This window comes from Variovorax sp. CCNWLW225, from assembly GCF_037204045.1.
In the GTDB taxonomy this organism is placed as follows: domain Bacteria; phylum Pseudomonadota; class Gammaproteobacteria; order Burkholderiales; family Burkholderiaceae_C; genus Variovorax.
In genome coordinates this window covers 1-15,159 of record NZ_JBBCBV010000014.1, presented here as the reverse complement: position 1 = coordinate 15,159, position 15,159 = coordinate 1, and the positions used below count along the sequence as shown (strand labels likewise).

The 15,159-nt window shown below is 65.5% G+C and carries 15 protein-coding genes; 13 read left to right on the top strand and 2 right to left on the bottom strand.

Annotated features, from left to right (window positions below; all coding sequences use genetic code 11):
• Nucleotides 1–5 precede the first annotated feature (5 nt).
• Entirely contained in the window at nt 6–713 is a 708-nt protein-coding gene (locus V9L20_RS20230; protein WP_337297953.1) for a FadR/GntR family transcriptional regulator, read from the bottom strand.
• 137 nt (nt 714–850) lie between these two features.
• On the opposite strand from V9L20_RS20230, the gene V9L20_RS20225 reads away from it, so the two are divergent.
• Genes V9L20_RS20225 through V9L20_RS20215 form a run of 3 tightly spaced genes read left to right on the top strand, consistent with a single transcriptional unit; the run spans nt 851 to nt 3,206 of the window.
• Nucleotides 851–1,585, top strand: a complete 735-nt coding sequence (locus V9L20_RS20225) for an SDR family oxidoreductase (protein WP_337297952.1) — start codon at nt 851–853, stop codon at nt 1,583–1,585.
• Complete coding sequence (locus tag V9L20_RS20220; RefSeq protein ID WP_337297951.1) at nt 1,582–2,328, top strand: SDR family NAD(P)-dependent oxidoreductase; 747 nt, start codon at nt 1,582–1,584, stop codon at nt 2,326–2,328. The genes V9L20_RS20225 and V9L20_RS20220 overlap by 4 nt, the downstream gene beginning before the upstream one ends.
• 29 nt (nt 2,329–2,357) lie before the next feature.
• Nucleotides 2,358–3,206 carry a fumarylacetoacetate hydrolase family protein gene (locus tag V9L20_RS20215; RefSeq protein WP_337297950.1) on the top strand — a complete coding sequence of 283 codons (849 nt, stop codon included), beginning with the start codon at nt 2,358–2,360 and terminating at the stop codon, nt 3,204–3,206.
• A 75-nt stretch (nt 3,207–3,281) separates the two neighbouring features.
• On the opposite strand, the gene V9L20_RS20210 is transcribed toward V9L20_RS20215, so the two are convergent.
• On the bottom strand, nt 3,282–4,166 hold the full coding sequence (locus tag V9L20_RS20210; RefSeq protein ID WP_337297949.1) for a LysR family transcriptional regulator: 885 nt from the start codon (nt 4,164–4,166) through the stop codon (nt 3,282–3,284).
• 145 nt (nt 4,167–4,311) lie between these two features.
• Here V9L20_RS20210 and V9L20_RS20205 point away from each other — a divergent pair, with 145 nt between their 5' ends.
• The 10 genes from V9L20_RS20205 to V9L20_RS20160 all read left to right on the top strand — a co-directional run bounded on the left by V9L20_RS20205 (nt 4,312) and on the right by V9L20_RS20160 (nt 15,041).
• The gene (locus V9L20_RS20205) at nt 4,312–5,070 is read left to right on the top strand and encodes an SDR family oxidoreductase (RefSeq protein WP_337297948.1); all 759 of its coding nucleotides are present in this window, start codon (nt 4,312–4,314) and stop codon (nt 5,068–5,070) included.
• A 126-nt stretch (nt 5,071–5,196) separates the two neighbouring features.
• On the top strand, nt 5,197–5,895 hold the full coding sequence (locus tag V9L20_RS20200) for a TetR/AcrR family transcriptional regulator (protein ID WP_337297947.1): 699 nt from the start codon (nt 5,197–5,199) through the stop codon (nt 5,893–5,895).
• Between the two features lie 65 nt (nt 5,896–5,960).
• Nucleotides 5,961–7,757: an acyl-CoA dehydrogenase C-terminal domain-containing protein gene (locus V9L20_RS20195; protein ID WP_337297946.1), complete on the top strand. Its 1,797-nt coding sequence runs from the start codon at nt 5,961–5,963 to the stop codon at nt 7,755–7,757.
• A gap of 40 nt (nt 7,758–7,797) precedes the next feature.
• Nucleotides 7,798–8,232 carry a DUF2147 domain-containing protein gene (locus V9L20_RS20190; protein WP_337297945.1) on the top strand — a complete coding sequence of 145 codons (435 nt, stop codon included), beginning with the start codon at nt 7,798–7,800 and terminating at the stop codon, nt 8,230–8,232.
• A 36-nt stretch (nt 8,233–8,268) separates the two neighbouring features.
• Nucleotides 8,269–10,692 (top strand): 3-hydroxyacyl-CoA dehydrogenase/enoyl-CoA hydratase family protein, encoded by a 2,424-nt coding sequence (locus V9L20_RS20185; protein WP_337297944.1) that lies wholly within the window; start codon nt 8,269–8,271, stop codon nt 10,690–10,692.
• A gap of 116 nt (nt 10,693–10,808) precedes the next feature.
• The gene (locus V9L20_RS20180; protein WP_337297943.1) at nt 10,809–11,168 is read left to right on the top strand and encodes an endonuclease domain-containing protein; all 360 of its coding nucleotides are present in this window, start codon (nt 10,809–10,811) and stop codon (nt 11,166–11,168) included.
• Nucleotides 11,165–12,361 carry an acetyl-CoA C-acyltransferase gene (locus V9L20_RS20175; RefSeq protein WP_337297942.1) on the top strand — a complete coding sequence of 399 codons (1,197 nt, stop codon included), beginning with the start codon at nt 11,165–11,167 and terminating at the stop codon, nt 12,359–12,361. The genes V9L20_RS20180 and V9L20_RS20175 overlap by 4 nt, the downstream gene beginning before the upstream one ends.
• A 166-nt stretch (nt 12,362–12,527) precedes the next feature.
• Complete coding sequence (locus V9L20_RS20170) at nt 12,528–13,424, top strand: alpha/beta hydrolase family protein (protein ID WP_337297941.1); 897 nt, start codon at nt 12,528–12,530, stop codon at nt 13,422–13,424.
• Nucleotides 13,425–13,456: 32 nt separating this feature from the next.
• Nucleotides 13,457–14,287, top strand: coding sequence for an acyl-CoA thioesterase (locus V9L20_RS20165; RefSeq protein ID WP_337297940.1), 831 nt, complete (start codon nt 13,457–13,459; stop codon nt 14,285–14,287).
• A 13-nt stretch (nt 14,288–14,300) separates the two neighbouring features.
• Nucleotides 14,301–15,041 carry an SDR family oxidoreductase gene (locus V9L20_RS20160; RefSeq protein WP_337297939.1) on the top strand — a complete coding sequence of 247 codons (741 nt, stop codon included), beginning with the start codon at nt 14,301–14,303 and terminating at the stop codon, nt 15,039–15,041.
• The last annotated feature ends 118 nt before the right edge of the window (nt 15,042–15,159 follow it).

Genomic DNA, 15,159 nt, shown 5'->3' with positions numbered 1-15,159 from the left:
GCGATTCAGGAAGTTTTTGCGCGGCGCCAGCTCGCGCTGAATCTCTGGTGCGAGTTGTCCATGTGGATGTGCATTGCGGCGCGCGCGCCCTCGGCGTCGTGCGCGGCCACCGCGTCGCGAATGGCCTCGTGCTCTGCAATGGCAGAGCGCCAGGAGGGCACCGTTTCGAAATAGCCACCCAGCCGCGTGAAGATCGGCCCGTTGCGCGAATCCCAGAAGCTCTGCACCGTTTCCACCAGCACGGCATTGCCGCTGGCCGAGACGATGGCCACGTGGAACGCGCGGTCGCCGTCCAGCGGCAGCACTTCGCGGTCGGCCAGTTCGCGCATCAGCTCGATGGCGCGGCTCATGGCGTCGATGTCCTTGCGCTTGCCGATGGTGGCCGCAATGGCGGCGGTTTCGCCCTCGATCACCCGGCGTGCGCGAATCAGCTCCAGCGGCCCCCATTCCGTGGGCGCCACCGGCTTGCTGGCGCGGTGGGAGCGGTCGAGCACATACACGCCCGAGCCCGTGCGAACCTCGACCCAGCCTTCGACCTCGAGCGCAATCAGCGCTTCGCGCACCGAGGGCCGGCTCACGCCGAGCTGCTTGGCCAGGTCGCGTTCGGCCGGCAGCCGCGCGCCGACCGCGAATTCGCCCTCGCCGATCAGCCCACGGAGCTGGTCGGCAATCTGGCGGTACAAGCGCTGCGGTTCGACGGTCTGGAGCGGCACGGGGTTGTTGTCAGGGGTTTAAGGGTTGTCCTGAATTGGACAAGTGGTAAGGCCAATTCAGAATACGATCCGCACCGCGCCATTGCCATCAGGCCAAACCCTGAACGGGCCGGTTCCCATCTTTCAAGGAGACATGCATGAGACTCAAGGGCAAGACCGTGCTCGTGACGGCAGCCGGACAGGGCATTGGCCACGCGAGCGTGCTCGCCATGGCCGCCGAAGGCGCACAGGTCTGGGCGACTGACGTGAACGAGAAGCTGATCGAGCGCTACGCCGGCGTGGCCAACGTTCGCACCGCCAGGCTCGACGTGCTCGACAAAGACGCCATCGGTGCCTTCTTCAAGAGTCTTCCCGCGCTCGACGTGCTCTTCAACTGCGCGGGCGTGGTGCACAACGGCACCGCGCTCGACGCCTCCGACAAGGACTTGGAGTTCGCGTTCAACCTGAACGTGCGCGCGCAGTTCTGGACGATTCAGGCCGCGCTGCCCGGCATGCTGGCCGCAGGAAGCGGCAGCATCATCAACATGGCGAGCGTGTGCTCCAGCATGAAGGGGCTGCCCAACCGCTTTGTCTACGGCACCACCAAGGCCGCGGTACTCGGCCTCACCAAGAGCGTGGCGGCCGACTTCGTGGCGCGCGGCATCCGCTGCAATGCGGTGTGCCCCGGCACGGTCGATACACCGTCGCTCGGCGAACGCATCAACGCCAACGAAGACCCGGACGCCGCCCGCAAGGCCTTCATCGCCCGCCAGCCCATGGGACGGCTCGCGCAAGCCGAGGAAATCGCACCCGTGGTGGTGTTCCTGGCCAGCGACGAATCGGTGTTTGCAACAGGCCAGGCCTTCACGGTAGACGGCGGCATCACCATATGAACCAGCTCGACTTCGCCGGCCGCCATGCCGTGGTGACCGGCGGCGCGGCGGGGCTGGGCTACGGCATCGCCGAGCGGCTGATCGCATCGGGCGGCAGCGTCACGCTGTGGGACCGCGACGAGGCCGCGGCGCACAAGGCTGCTGCTGCGCTCGGGCCCAAGGCTTTTGCGGTGAAGGTCGACGTGGCGCAGCAGCCTTCGGTGGCAGCCGCCGTCGCGGCCACGCTGGCGCAATCGCCGCGCATCGATGCGCTGGTCAACAGCGCCGGCATCACCGGCCCCAACACCAAGCTCTGGGACTATCCGGTGGACGATTGGCGGCAGGTGATGGAGGTCAACATCAACGGCGTCTTTCTCTGCTGCCGCGAAGTGATGGCGCAGATGCGCAAGCAGGGCTACGGCCGCATCGTCAACATCGCCTCGGTGGCGGGCAAGGAGGGCAACCCCAACGCCAGCGCCTACAGTGCGAGCAAGGCCGCCGTCATTGCGCTCACCAAGTCGCTGGGCAAGGAGCTGGCCGACACCGGCATTCGCGTCAACTGCGTCACGCCCGCGGCCGTGAAGACCGCCATCTTCGACCAGATGACACCGGAGCACATCGCGTTCATGCTCTCGAAAATTCCGATGGGCCGCTTCGGCACGGTGGAAGAAGTGGCCGCGATGGTCGGCTGGCTCTGCACCGAAGATTGCTCGTTTTCCACCGGCGCCGTGTTCGACCTCTCCGGCGGCCGCTCCACTTACTAATTAATCAGTCTCCCCCAAGAAAGGACAACATGAAACTCGTTCGCTATGGCAACCCCGGCAAGGAAAAGCCCGGCCTCATCGACGACGAAGGCCGGCTGCGCGACCTGAGCGCGCTGGTCAAGGACATCGGGCCAGAGCAACTCGGCGACGCCGCCATTGCCAAGCTGCGCAAGCAGAAGATCGACAAGCTGCCGCTGGTCAAGGGCAAGCCGCGTTTCGGCAGCCCCGTGGCCAACGTCGGAAAGTTCATTGCTATCGGCCTGAACTACGCCGACCACGCGGCCGAGTCGGGCCTGCCGATTCCCGCGGAACCGGTGGTCTTCATGAAGGCGACCAGCTGCATCCAGGGCCCGAACGATCCGGTCATGCTGCCCAAGAACTCGGTCAAGAGCGACTGGGAAGTGGAGCTTGGCGCGGTCATCGGCACGCGCGCGCGCTATGTCTCGCAAAAGGACGCGCTCAACTTCGTGGCCGGCTACTGCACCATCAACGACGTGAGCGAGCGCGAGTTCCAGATCGAGCGCGGCGGCACCTGGGACAAGGGCAAGGGCTGCGACACCTTCGGCCCCATCGGCCCCTGGCTCGTGACGCGCGACGAAGTGCCCAACCCGCAAAAGCTGTCGATGTGGCTCGACCTCAACGGCAAGCGCATGCAGACCGGCAGCACCAAGACCATGATCTTCAGCATTGCGAAGATCGTGAGCTACCTGAGCCAGTTCATGACGCTCCTGCCCGGAGACGTGATCACCACCGGCACGCCGCCCGGCGTGGGCCTGGGCATGAAGCCGCCGCTCTACCTGAAGAAGGGCGACGTGATGACGCTCGGCATCGAAGGCCTGGGCGAGCAGCGCCAGGAAGTGGTGCCTTTCAAGCTCTGAGCAAACAGGCTCACAAGAAACGGCGCGGTAGGCGAAAGCCTGCCGCGCCTTTTTTATTTGCGCTGCCTGGCACGCTCAGCGCAGTACCCGAATCAACTCGTCGTACACCAGCCGCACGCGTGCAGGCACCGGTGCACGTTGGGGCCGGTAGACGTTAATCGGCCATGGCTCCGGTGCGTCGGCCTCCAGCACGGCCACCAGCGCGCCCGCTTGCAGCCAGGGTTCGGCCAGCGGCGCAATGAGCTGGCCGAAGCCCACCCCGGCCAGTACGGCGGCGCATTCGGCATCGATGTCGTCCGTCACGAAGGCCGGCGACGTCACCGTGACGATCCGCCGCTTGCTGAAAGCCCACGGCCAGGGGCGGCCCGAGCTCAGGTCGATCAGCGCGGTGAGCGGCAGTTCCGAAAGCGCATCGAGGCTCTGCGGGGCGCCGACTTTTGCGATGAGCGCCGGCGCCCCCACCACATGCAGCGGCATCTTGCCGACGGTGCGCGCAACAAAGCGCGCGTCGCGCATCGGCCCCACGCGAATGCCGATGTCGATCTGCTCGTCGACCACGTCGGCATGCTGCTCGGACAGGCGCAGGTCGAGCACCAGCCCCGGGTGCGCTGCCAGCAACGGCGCGAGCGCCTGCGGAATGAGCCGCGCATACATGTGCGGCGCCGTGACCCGCACCGTGCCCGCGTGGCGGGACAGCGTGCGCCGGTCGATCTGGTGAAACAGCTCGTCGACGCCGCCCACTGCGACGCGGGCGCGCTCCGCAAGCTGCCGGCCGAAATCGGTGAGCTGCACGCCGCGCGTGCTGCGATGGAACAGCGGCTCGCCCAGTTCTTCTTCGAGCTCGCGCACCGCGCGCGTCACTACCTGGGGCGATACCGACAGGCGCACGGCAGCCTCGCGGAAGTTGGCGGCATCTGCGGCGGTGCAGAACACGCGCAGGGCTTCAAGGCGGTTGGCCATGGTGGTGCTTTCAAAAACCTCAAAAGTTGGAGTATTCCATTTTCAGGAATTCTGAAGTCGCAAGAGTTTCATTTACGGGAATGCGTGGATTTTCGACACTGCATGCACTTCTTGTTTTTCTTCAACACCCCCGAAAGGAACCTCCATGACATCCGTTCAAGACAACATCCGCGGCAAGGTTGCCATCGTCACCGGCGCGAGCAGCGGGCTCGGCGAATCGACCGCCCGCCACCTGGCCGCGCGCGGCGCCAAGGTGGTGCTCGCAGCGCGCCGCACCGACCGGCTCGACAAGGTGGTGGCCGAAATCCGCGAGGCGGGCGGCGAAGCCATTGCCGTCGCCACCGACGTGGCCCGGCGCGCCGACCTGGAAAAGCTCGCGGCCGCAACGGTCGAAGCCTTCGGCCGCATCGACGTGCTGGTCAACAACGCGGGCGTGATGCCGCTGTCGCCCATCGACAAGCTCAAGGTCGACGAGTGGGACCGCACCATCGACGTCAACATCAAGGGCGTGCTCTACGGCATTGCCGCGGTGCTGCCGCGCATGCAGGCCCAGGGCAGCGGCCACATCGTCAACGTCGCGTCCATCGCCGGGCTGAAGGTGTTCACGCCCATCGGCACCGTGTACAGCGCAACCAAGCACGCCGTGCGCGCCATCTCCGAAGGGCTGCGCGTGGAAATGGGCAACAGCGGCGTGCGCGTGACCATCGTGTCGCCGGGCGCGGTCGATTCGGAGCTTAAGTTCGGCAGCAGCGACGCCGAGAGCGCCGCCGGCGTGCAGGCCTTTTACGAGGCCAACCAGATCCCGGCCGACTCCGTGGCCCGCGCCGTGGTTTATGCGGTGGAGCAGCCCGCGGACGTGGACATCAACGAGGTGGTGCTGCGGCCGGTTGCGCAGGAGTTCTGATCGGGGCGGGCCGGTGACGGCCCCCGTCCCATCGATTAACCTTCAACCGCGGAAGGGCATTGACATCGAAAAGCGGAAAGCCCCTGCAAAATAGAACGACCGTTCGTTTTATTCGGAGCTTCCACGATGTCTGTCAATGCCGTTCCCGCCAAGCCGGTCCGCGCCGCCCAGAAGGGCCAGCAGACCAAGGCCGTGATCGTCGACGCGGCGCTGGCGCTGGCGGCGCAGATCGGGCTCGAGGGCCTGTCGATCGGCGCCGTGGCCGAAATCACCAAGATGAGCAAGTCGGGCGTCTTCGCCCACTTCGGCTCACGCGAGGAACTGCAGATCTCGGTGGTGCGTGAGTATCACGCACGTTTCGAGCAGGAAGTGTTTTTTCCGGCCCTCGAGGCGCCGCGCGGCCTGCCGCGCCTGCGCGCCATGTTCGCCAACTGGATGAAGCGCACCTCGGCCGAGATCGACTCGGGCTGCATCTACATCAGCGGCGCCTCCGAGTTCGACGACCGTCCCGGCCCGGTGCGCGATGCACTCGTGGAGTCGGTCAGCATCTGGCAGGCGGCCGTTTTGCGCGCCATCGTGCAATCGAAGAGCGAAGGCCATCTGCGCGCCGATGCCGACGAGCGGCAGGTTGCCTTCGAAATCCACGGCCTGATCCTCGCGCTGCACTACGAAGCGCGCTTTCTGCAGGTGCCGGGCTCCATCGGCCGCGCGAACGTCGGCTTCGACAACATCCTCGCGCGCAGCGCCACGCCCGATGCGCCGCCGCCTGCCGCGGAACCCGCGGCGGCCAAACCCGCCAGCCGCCGACTCAAGCCCGTGCGCTGAGCGGCCCGTCTTTTCTCGTTTCCCCGTTTTTCTTTTCATCTCAGTTTCGACCAGGAGAGTCCCGGATGCCTACCTACAACCCGCCCGTACGCGACATGCAGTTCGTTTTGCACGAAGTGCTCAACGTCGCCGATGAACTCAAGGCGCTTCCGGCCCACGCCGAGACCGATGCCGACACCATCAACGCGGTGATCGAAGAGGCCGGCAAGTTCGCCGCTGAAGTCACCTTTCCGCTGAACATCAGCGGCGACGAAGAGGGCTGCAAGCTCGACAAGACCACGCACGAAGTGAAGACGCCCACCGGCTTCAAGGACGCCTACGCCAAGTACGTCGAAGGCGGCTGGCCCGCGCTGTCGTGCGACCCGGCCTTCGGCGGCCAGGGCCTGCCGTTCGTGGTGAACCAGTGCCTGTTCGAAATGCTCAACAGCGCGAACCAGGCCTGGACCATGTACCCCGGCCTCTCGCACGGCGCGTATGAAGCCCTCGTGGCCCACGGCACCGAAGAGCAGAAGAAGACCTACCTGCCCAAGCTCACGAGCGGCGAGTGGACCGGCACCATGTGCCTGACCGAACCCCATTGCGGCACCGACCTGGGCCTGTTGCGCACGAAGGCCGAGCCGCAGCCCGACGGCAGCTACCGCATCACCGGCAGCAAGATCTTCATCTCGGCCGGTGAGCACGACATGACAGACAACATCATTCACCTGGTGCTGGCCCGCCTGCCCGATGCGCCCAAGGGCAGCAAGGGCATCAGCCTGTTCGTGGTGCCCAAGTACAAGGTCAAGGCCGATGGTTCGCTCGGCGAGCGCAACCCGATCTTCTGCGCCGGCCTCGAGCACAAGATGGGAATTCACGGCAACGCCACCGCGCAGATCGTGATCGAAGGCGCCACCGGTTCGCTCGTGGGTGAGCCGAACAAGGGCCTGCAGGCGATGTTTGTGATGATGAACGCCGCCCGCCTGGGCGTGGGCAACCAGTCGCTGGGCCTCACCGAAGTGGCCTACCAGAACGCACTGGCCTACGCAAAAGACCGCACGCAGATGCGCTCGCTCTCGGGCGTGAAGGCCAAGGACAAGGAAGCCGACCCGATCATCGTGCACCCCGACGTGCGCAAGATGCTGCTCACGGCCAAGGCGTATGCCGAAGGCGGCCGCGCGCTGCAGATCTTCTGCACGCTGTTGCTCGACAAGGCGCACAACCATCCCGACGAGAAGGTGCGCAAGGACTCGGACGAACTGGTTGCGCTGCTCACGCCCATCGTCAAGGCCTTCATCACCGACAACGGCCACATTGCGACCAACGCGTGCATGCAGGTGTTCGGCGGCCACGGCTTCATCAAGGAATGGGGCATGGAGCAGTTCGTGCGGGACAACCGCATCAACATGATCTATGAAGGCACCAACACCATCCAGTCACTCGACCTGCTGGGCCGCAAGGTGCTGGGCAATAACGGCGCGTCGCTCAAGAAGTTCGGCAAGCTCGTGGCCAAGCTGGTCGAAGAAGAAGGCGTCAACGAGAAGATGGCCGAGTTCATCAACCCCATCGCAGGCCTGGGCGACCAGCTCACCAAGTTCACGACCGAGATCGGCTTCAAGGGCTTCCAGAACCCCGACGAAGTGGGCGCCGCCGCGGTGGACTACCTGCGCGTGGCCGGCCACTTCGTGTTCGGCTACCTGTTCGCCCGCATGGCCCAGGTGGCCCTGCGTGAAATTGCTGCCGGCAACACCGACCCGTTCTATGTCGCCAAGCTGCAGACCGCGCGCTTCTACTTCGCCAAGCTGTTCCCCGAAACCGCGACGCTGATGCGCACCGCGCGCGCCGGCAGCAAGGTGTTGATGGACACCGAAGCGGCGCTGGCATAAGGCCATCGCCTTCTTCGTCATCGTTCAATCGGAGCCGCTCATGAAATCGACGCTTGCAGCCATCGTCCTTGCCGCCATTTCCGTCACAGCCATGGCCCAAAGCACGCCGGTGGGTCTGTGGCGCAACGTCGACGACAAGACCGGCGAGGCCAAGGCCGAGATCCGCATCGGCGAATCCAACGGCGCGCTCATCGGCCGCATCGAGAAGTCGCTCCGGAAGGACGCCAAGCCCGACGCGATCTGCGATGAATGCAGCGATGACCGCAAGGGCAAGCCCATCACGGGCCTCGACATCATCCGCGGCGGCAAGAAGGCCGAAGGCAAGGACGTCTGGGAAGGCGGAAAGATCCTCGACCCCGAGAACGGCAAGGAATACCGCGCGAGCTTCACGCCCATCGACGGCGGCAAGAAGCTCGAAGTGCGCGGCTACCTGGGCCCCTTCTGGCGCACCCAGACCTGGAATCGTGTCCAGTAAACCGCCGCGTTTTCAACCCAAGAAATACCAACCAACATGTCCCGATTTCAAGTGAAGAAGGTCGCCGTGCTCGGCGCCGGCGTGATGGGCGCGCAGATTGCGGCCCACCTCGTCAACGTGCGCGTGCCTGTCGTGCTGTTCGACCTGGCGGCAAAAGACGCGACCGGAGCTGTCGCTCAAGGTGCGGCCAAGAACGGCATCGTCACGCGCGCCATCGACAACCTCAAGAAGCTCAAGCCCGCGCCGCTCGGCGACGTGGCCGATGCGGTGCTCATCGAGCAAGCCAACTACGAAGACGACCTGGCCAAGCTCGGCGAGTGCGACCTCGTCATCGAGGCCATTGCCGAACGCATGGACTGGAAGCTCGACCTGTACAAGAAGATCGCGCCGCACGTGGCCAAGCATTCGATCCTGGCCTCGAACACCTCGGGCCTTTCGATCACCAAGCTGAGCGAAGCGCTGCCCGGAGCCCTGAAGCCGCGCTTCTGCGGCATTCACTTCTTCAACCCGCCGCGCTATATGTTCCTGGTGGAGCTGATCAACACGCCCACCACCGAACCGAAGGTGCTCGACGACCTCGAGGCTTTCGTCACCAGCACGCTGGGCAAGGGCGTGGTGCGCGCGCATGACACGCCCAACTTCATTGCCAACCGCGTCGGCATCGCCGGCATGCTGGCCACGCTGAAAGAAGTCGAAAAGTTCGGCCTCACGCCCGACGTGGTGGACGACCTCACCGGCAAGAAGCTGGGCCGCGCGAGCTCGGGCACATTCCGCACGGCCGACGTCGTGGGCCTGGACACCATGGCCCACGTCGTCAAGACGCTGCAGGACAACCTGAACGTCGAAACCGATCCGTTCTACGCCAACTTCTCGACGCCGCCGGTGCTTGCCAAGCTGCTCGAGCTGGGCAACCTCGGCCAGAAAACCAAGGCCGGCTTCTTCAAAAAGGTGGGCCGCGACATCCTGCGCTTCGACCTCCAGAGCGGCGAGTACGTGCTCGCCGGCGCCAAGGCCGACGAGGTGTACGGCCGCATGCTCAAGAAGCCCGCGGGCGAGCGACTGAAGCTGCTGCGCGAGAGCGAAGGGCCGCAGGGCCAGTTCCTCTGGGCCATTCTGCGCGACAGTTTTCACTATGCCGCCGTGCATCTGGCCAGCATTGCCGAGAGCGCGCGCGACATCGACTTTGCGATGCGCTGGGGCTTCGGCATGAAGCAGGGCCCGTTCGAACTCTGGCAGGAAGCCGGCTGGGCGCAGGTCGCCAAGTGGATCCAGGAAGACATCGACGCGGGCAAGGCGCTGAGCACGGTGCCGCTGCCGAAGTGGGTGTTCGAAGGCGCGGTGGCCAAGGCCGGCGGCGTGCATACGCCCGAAGGCTCGTGGAGCGCATCGCAGAACAAGTTCGTGCCGCAGCGCAAGCTGCCGGTGCATGACCGCCAGCTCTTCCCCGAGAGCGTGCTCGGCGCGAACGCGGCCGATGCCAACACCGCAGGCACCACGATAAGCGACGAAGGCGATGTGCGCGTGTGGACGCTGGACGGTGAAGTGCTCATCGCCAGCATCCATTCGAAGATGCACGCCATCAGCCCCGACGTGGCCGAGGCGCTGGGCGCGGCAGTCGACTTGGCCGAGGCCGAATACAAGGGCCTGGTCATATGGTCGCCCGACGAGATGTTCTCGGTCGGCGCCGATCTGCAGGCAATGCTGCCGGCCTTCGTGGTCGCGGGCATCGGCGCGGTCGAAGGCGCGGAGGAAGAGCTGCAGAACGTGATGCTCAAGATCCGCTACGCCAACGTGCCGGTGGTCTCCGCCGTGCGCGGCATGGCGCTGGGCGGCGGCTGCGAGCTGGCCGTGTATTCGTCCAAGCGCGTGGCGGCAATGGAAAGCTACATCGGCCTGGTCGAAGTGGGCGTGGGCCTGATCCCCGGCGCGGGCGGCCTGACCTACATTGCGCGCCGCGCGGCCGAGAACGCAGCGGCCTCTACGGGCACCGACCTGCTGCCGTTCCTCACCGAAGGCTTCACCGCCGCGGCGATGGCGAAGGTGGGCACGGGCGCTCTCGATTCGAAGAAGCTCGGCTACCTGCTCGACAGTGACGTCATCGTGCCGAACAAGGACGAGCTGCTGTACGTGGCGCTGCGGCAGGCCAAGGCCATGGCCGACGCCGGCTACCGCCCGCCGCTGCGCCGCACCTTCCGCGTAGCGGGCCGCAGCGGCGCCGCGACCATCAAGGGCCAGCTGGTGAACATGCGAGACGGCGGCTTCATCAGCGCGCACGATTTCCACATTGCCAGCCTGATCGCCAACGTGGTGACCGGCGGCGACGTGGACGCGGGCTCACTGGTAACGGAGGAATACCTGATGGCGCTCGAACGCAAGGCGTTCTGCTCGCTGATCGTGCATCCGAAGACGCAGGAGCGGATCATGGGGATGCTGAGCACGGGGAAGCCGGTGCGGAACTGACGAGGTTTCCTCTTCCTCCTTCCCCCTCTGGGGGAAGGCCGGGATGGGGGCATCGGCCTATGCAAAACCAATCCACTCCCAACGCGCAAAAGAATGCTCGCGCCCTTCGGCGCGAGATGACCGACTCCGAACGAAAGCTCTGGAGTGGTCTGCGCAGCGAGCAATTGGGAGTGAAGTTTCGCCGGCAGCATCCGCTCGGAAATTACATCACCGACTTCGCGTGTCTCGATCCGAAACTGATTGTCGAGCTCGACGGATCGCAGCATCAGGCACAAGAAGGCTACGACGCGCAGCGCGACGCTTTCCTGCATGCGCAGGGTTTTGAGGTCTTGCGCTTCGGGTCGAACGATCCGTTTGTCAATTTTGAAGGGGTGTTGCAGGCGGTCATCAATCGACTTGATGAATTGACGGCCGCTTGCCCCCATCCCAACCTTCCCCCAGAGGGGGAAGGAGCCAAATCCAGGAGCTATCCATGAAACAAATCCAAGACGCCTACATCGTCTCCGCCACCCGCACCCCCATTGGCAAGTCGCATCGCGGCTACTTCCGCAACTACCGCCCCGACGACCTGCTCGCGACCACCCTCAAGGCCGCACTCGCAGCGGTGCCCGGCCTCGACCCCAAGGCCATTGAAGACATCATCTGCGGCTGCGCGATCCCGGAATCGCAACAGGGCCTCAATGTCGCGCGCATCGGCGCCGTGCTGGCGGGCCTTCCCACCAGCATCGGCGGCATCACCGTGAACCGGTTCTGCGCTTCGGGCCTCTCTGCCGTGCAGATGGCGGCCGACCGCATCCGTGTCGGCGAGGCGGACGTGATGATCGCCGCCGGTGTCGAGAGCATGAGCATGGTGCCGATGATGGGCAACTCGCCGTCGCTGTCGCCCTCGATCTTCGAGCGCGAAGGCGACGTGGGCATTGCCTACGGCATGGGCCTCACGGCCGAAAAGGTTGCGCAGCAGTGGAAGGTGAGCCGCGAGGCGCAGGACGAGTTCGCGCTCGCCTCGCACCAGAAGGCGCTGGCCGCGCAGAAGGCCGGCAAGTTTGCCGACGAGATCACGCCCATCGAAGTGACTGATCGCACGCCGAACCTGGAGACCGGCGAGTCGATCGCGAAGACACGCACGGTGAACCTCGACGAAGGTGCGCGCCCCGACACCAGTCTCGAAGGCCTGGCCAAGCTGCGTACCGTGTTCGCCGCGCGCGGCACGGTGACGGCCGGCAACAGCTCGCAGACTTCCGACGGCGCGGGCGCACTTATCCTCGCAAGCGAGAAGGCCGTGAAGCAATACGGGCTCACGCCGCTTGCCCGGTTTGTGAGCTTTGCAAGCAAGGGCGTGCCGCCGCACATCATGGGCATCGGCCCGATCGAGGCGATTCCGGCGGCGCTGCGCTATGCAGGGCTCAAGCACGAGGACATCGACTGGTTCGAACTGAATGAGGCGTTCGCCGCGCAATCGCTCGCAGTCATCAACACGCTGGGGCTCGATCCGAGCAAGGTCAACCCGGTGGGCGGCGCGATCGCACTCGGCCACCCGCTCGGCGCGACCGGCGCGATTCGCGCGGCTACCGTGGTGCATGCACTGCGCCGCGAAAACCTGAAGTACGGCATGGTCACGATGTGTGTAGGGATGGGGCAAGGCGCAGCCGGCATCTTCGAACGCGTGTAGGGCGGCTACTGCGCGGGCGATCTGCGGCGTTGCGGGGCCCGTCGGGAAATCCTCACGACCTTGAAGGTCGCTCCGGTTTCCCGCCACCCGCGCCTTGCATCTCATCCCGCTCGCTACGCCGGAAAGGTTGTGGTCGGTGATTTCAAAGAACGAAGGAGACGCTCACATGCAGTTGCAACAGCTTCCGGTCGACAACGGCGTGCAGGTGGCCGTGCGTCGCTACGATCCGGCCGGCGAACCTCGTGCCAGCATCGTCATCGGTGGTGCGATGGGCGTACGCCAGCCGTTCTACGAACCCTTCGCGCAGTGGCTCGCCGGCCAGGGCCTGCGCGTGTGGACCTTCGATTACCGCGGCAGCGGCGATTCGCGCAACGGCGCCTCGCTGCGCGGCTTCGAGGCCGACCTGTTCGATTGGGCGCGCGATTACGAGGCGGTCGTCGACGCGGCGAAGGCCGCGCTGCCTGAGCGTCCGCTCTATCTTCTGGGCCACAGCCTCGGCGCGCAGCTGCCGGGTTTTCTGCAGCGGCCGGAGCAGGTAGACGGCCTCGTCAGCATCGCGGCGGGCAGCGGCTACTGGCGCGAGAACGCGCCGAAGCTCAAGCGCAGCATTCTCTATTTCTGGTTCGTGCTGGTGCCGCTGGTCACGCGGGTTTGCGGCTACTTCCCGGGCCGCAAGCTCAAGAAGGTCGGTGACCTGCCACGCGGGGTCATCCTGCAGTGGCGCCGCTGGTGCCTCCACCCGCGCTACAGCGTGGGTGCCGAAGGCGAGAGCGCGATGCAGAGCTACGGGCGCGTGCGCTTTCCGGTGCTCGCACTGTCGATGACGGACGATGAACTCATGACGCTTGCCGGCACCGAGAGCCTAGTGAGCTTGTATGCGGGTGCGCCGCGTGCCGTGGAGCGCATTGCGCCCGCGGACGTGCAGGCGAGGCGCATCGGCCATTTCGGCTTTTTCCGCGAACAGTTCAAGAGCAGCCTCTGGCCGAGCACCATCGACAAGCTGCACCGCCTGGCCGCACTTACCGCGGTGCAGCAACCCGGCGTCCCGCACACGACTGCGTGACGCCACGCATCGGAGGCACACTGCAAATCACCATGAGCACGCATCCCTTCGACAAAGCCCTGGCGCTTGAGCACAGCGACATCCGCGCCGGTCATTTCACCGGCGTCACCAGCCCTGACTACTGGAACATGGTCGGGCCGTTCGGCGGCGCCACGGCCGCCATTGCGCTGCAGTCGGTGCTGCGGCACCCGGACCTGCTGGGCACGCCGCTCGCGTTGACCGTCAACTTTGCGGCGGCGCTCGAGGCCGGCCCGTTCGACGTGCAGGCCACGCCGGTGCGCACCAACCGGTCGACGCAACACTGGACGGTACAGATCACCCAGCCGGGTGCGGGCGGCACGCCGAACATGACGACCACGGCCACGGTGGTCACGGCCGCACGGCGCGAAACCTGGGGCGAAAGCGACATGCCCATGCCCGAGGTGCCGCCGCCCGAGTCGGTCAAGCGCTTCAGCATCGGCCCCGCCGGCGTGGCCTGGCTGGACCGCTACGAGATGCGCCCGATCAGCGGCGGCATTCCCGCGAAGTGGGACGGCGGCCTGCAGCACAGCGAAAGCCGGCTCTGGCTGCGTGATGCCGAGCAACGGCCGCTCGATTTCTGCTCGCTCGCCGCGATGAGCGACATGTTCTATCCGCGCGTGTGGCTGCGCCGCGCCAAGCATGTGCCGGCGGGCACCGTGTCGATCACGACGTACTTCCATGCCGGGCCGGCGCAACTGGCCGAGGTGGGCACGGGCTATCTGCTGGGCCGCGCGGTGGGGCAGCAGTTCTTCAACGGCTTTTTCGACCAGGCGGCACACCTGTGGAGCGAGAAGGGCGTACTGCTCGCCACGTCGAACCAGATCGTCTACTACAAGGAATAGCGAGAGAACGCCCATGCAAAAGACCGCACTCATCGTCGGAGCCGGCGACGCCACCGGCGGTGCCATTGCCCGCCGCTTCGCGCGCGAAGGTTATGCCGCCTGCGTGGCGCGACGAAGCCTCGACAAACTGCAGCCGCTGGTCGCACAGATCGAAGCCGACGGCGGCCGCGCCCATGCGTTCGGCTGTGATGCGCGCAAGGAAGAAGAAGTGGTCGCTTTGATCGAACAGATCGAATCGAACATTGGCCCCATCGAGGTGATGGTGTTCAACATCGGCGCCAACGTGCCCGAGAGCATCCTCACCGAAACCGCGCGCAAGTATTTCAAGGTGTGGGAGATGGCCTGCTTCTCGGGCTTTCTCAACGGACGCGAGGTTGCAAAGCGCATGGTGGCGCGCGAACTCCCAAAAGGCGGGCATCGCGGCACGATCATCTTCACGGGCGCCACTGCGTCGCTGCGAGGTGCCGCGAACTTCGGCGCCTTCTCGGGCGCGAAGATGGCCTTGCGTGCGTTGGCCCAGTCGATGGCCCGCGAGCTCGGTCCCCAAGGCATTCACGTCGCACACGTGGTGGTCGACGGCGCCATCGACACCGAGTTCATCCGGACCAATTTTCCCGAGCGTTATGCGCTGAAGGAAAGCGACGGCATCCTGAACCCTGAGCACATTGCGGACAGTTATTGGATGCTGCATTCGCAGCCGCGCGATGCGTGGACGCATGAGCTTGATCTGCGGCCGTGGTCGGAGAAGTTCTGAGATGACTTCTTCGATTGTGCGCACTGAGCGTTGTTCAGGGCGCGCACCCGCCGACGGGGTACCTTACTCCGCGAATGTCCCCCGGCCTGCGGCCTCCTCCTTTATTTCGCTGCGCAAG

Bases quoted from the DNA above. Each gene is read 5' to 3' on its own strand.
- V9L20_RS20210 (WP_337297949.1), bottom strand. From the start codon at position 4,166: ATGGCCAACCGCCTTGAAGCCCTGCGCGTGTTCTGCACCGCCGCAGAT.
- V9L20_RS20200 (WP_337297947.1), top strand. From the start codon at position 5,197: ATGTCTGTCAATGCCGTTCCCGCCAAGCCGGTCCGCGCCGCCCAGAAG.
- V9L20_RS20215 (WP_337297950.1), top strand. From the start codon at position 2,358: ATGAAACTCGTTCGCTATGGCAACCCCGGCAAGGAAAAGCCCGGCCTC.
- V9L20_RS20205 (WP_337297948.1), top strand. From the start codon at position 4,312: ATGACATCCGTTCAAGACAACATCCGCGGCAAGGTTGCCATCGTCACC.
- V9L20_RS20180 (WP_337297943.1), top strand. From the start codon at position 10,809: ATGACCGACTCCGAACGAAAGCTCTGGAGTGGTCTGCGCAGCGAGCAA.
- V9L20_RS20195 (WP_337297946.1), top strand. From the start codon at position 5,961: ATGCCTACCTACAACCCGCCCGTACGCGACATGCAGTTCGTTTTGCAC.
- V9L20_RS20225 (WP_337297952.1), top strand. From the start codon at position 851: ATGAGACTCAAGGGCAAGACCGTGCTCGTGACGGCAGCCGGACAGGGC.
- V9L20_RS20165 (WP_337297940.1), top strand. From the start codon at position 13,457: ATGAGCACGCATCCCTTCGACAAAGCCCTGGCGCTTGAGCACAGCGAC.
- V9L20_RS20175 (WP_337297942.1), top strand. From the start codon at position 11,165: ATGAAACAAATCCAAGACGCCTACATCGTCTCCGCCACCCGCACCCCC.
- V9L20_RS20190 (WP_337297945.1), top strand. From the start codon at position 7,798: ATGAAATCGACGCTTGCAGCCATCGTCCTTGCCGCCATTTCCGTCACA.
- V9L20_RS20185 (WP_337297944.1), top strand. From the start codon at position 8,269: ATGTCCCGATTTCAAGTGAAGAAGGTCGCCGTGCTCGGCGCCGGCGTG.
- V9L20_RS20220 (WP_337297951.1), top strand. From the start codon at position 1,582: ATGAACCAGCTCGACTTCGCCGGCCGCCATGCCGTGGTGACCGGCGGC.
- V9L20_RS20160 (WP_337297939.1), top strand. From the start codon at position 14,301: ATGCAAAAGACCGCACTCATCGTCGGAGCCGGCGACGCCACCGGCGGT.
- V9L20_RS20170 (WP_337297941.1), top strand. From the start codon at position 12,528: ATGCAGTTGCAACAGCTTCCGGTCGACAACGGCGTGCAGGTGGCCGTG.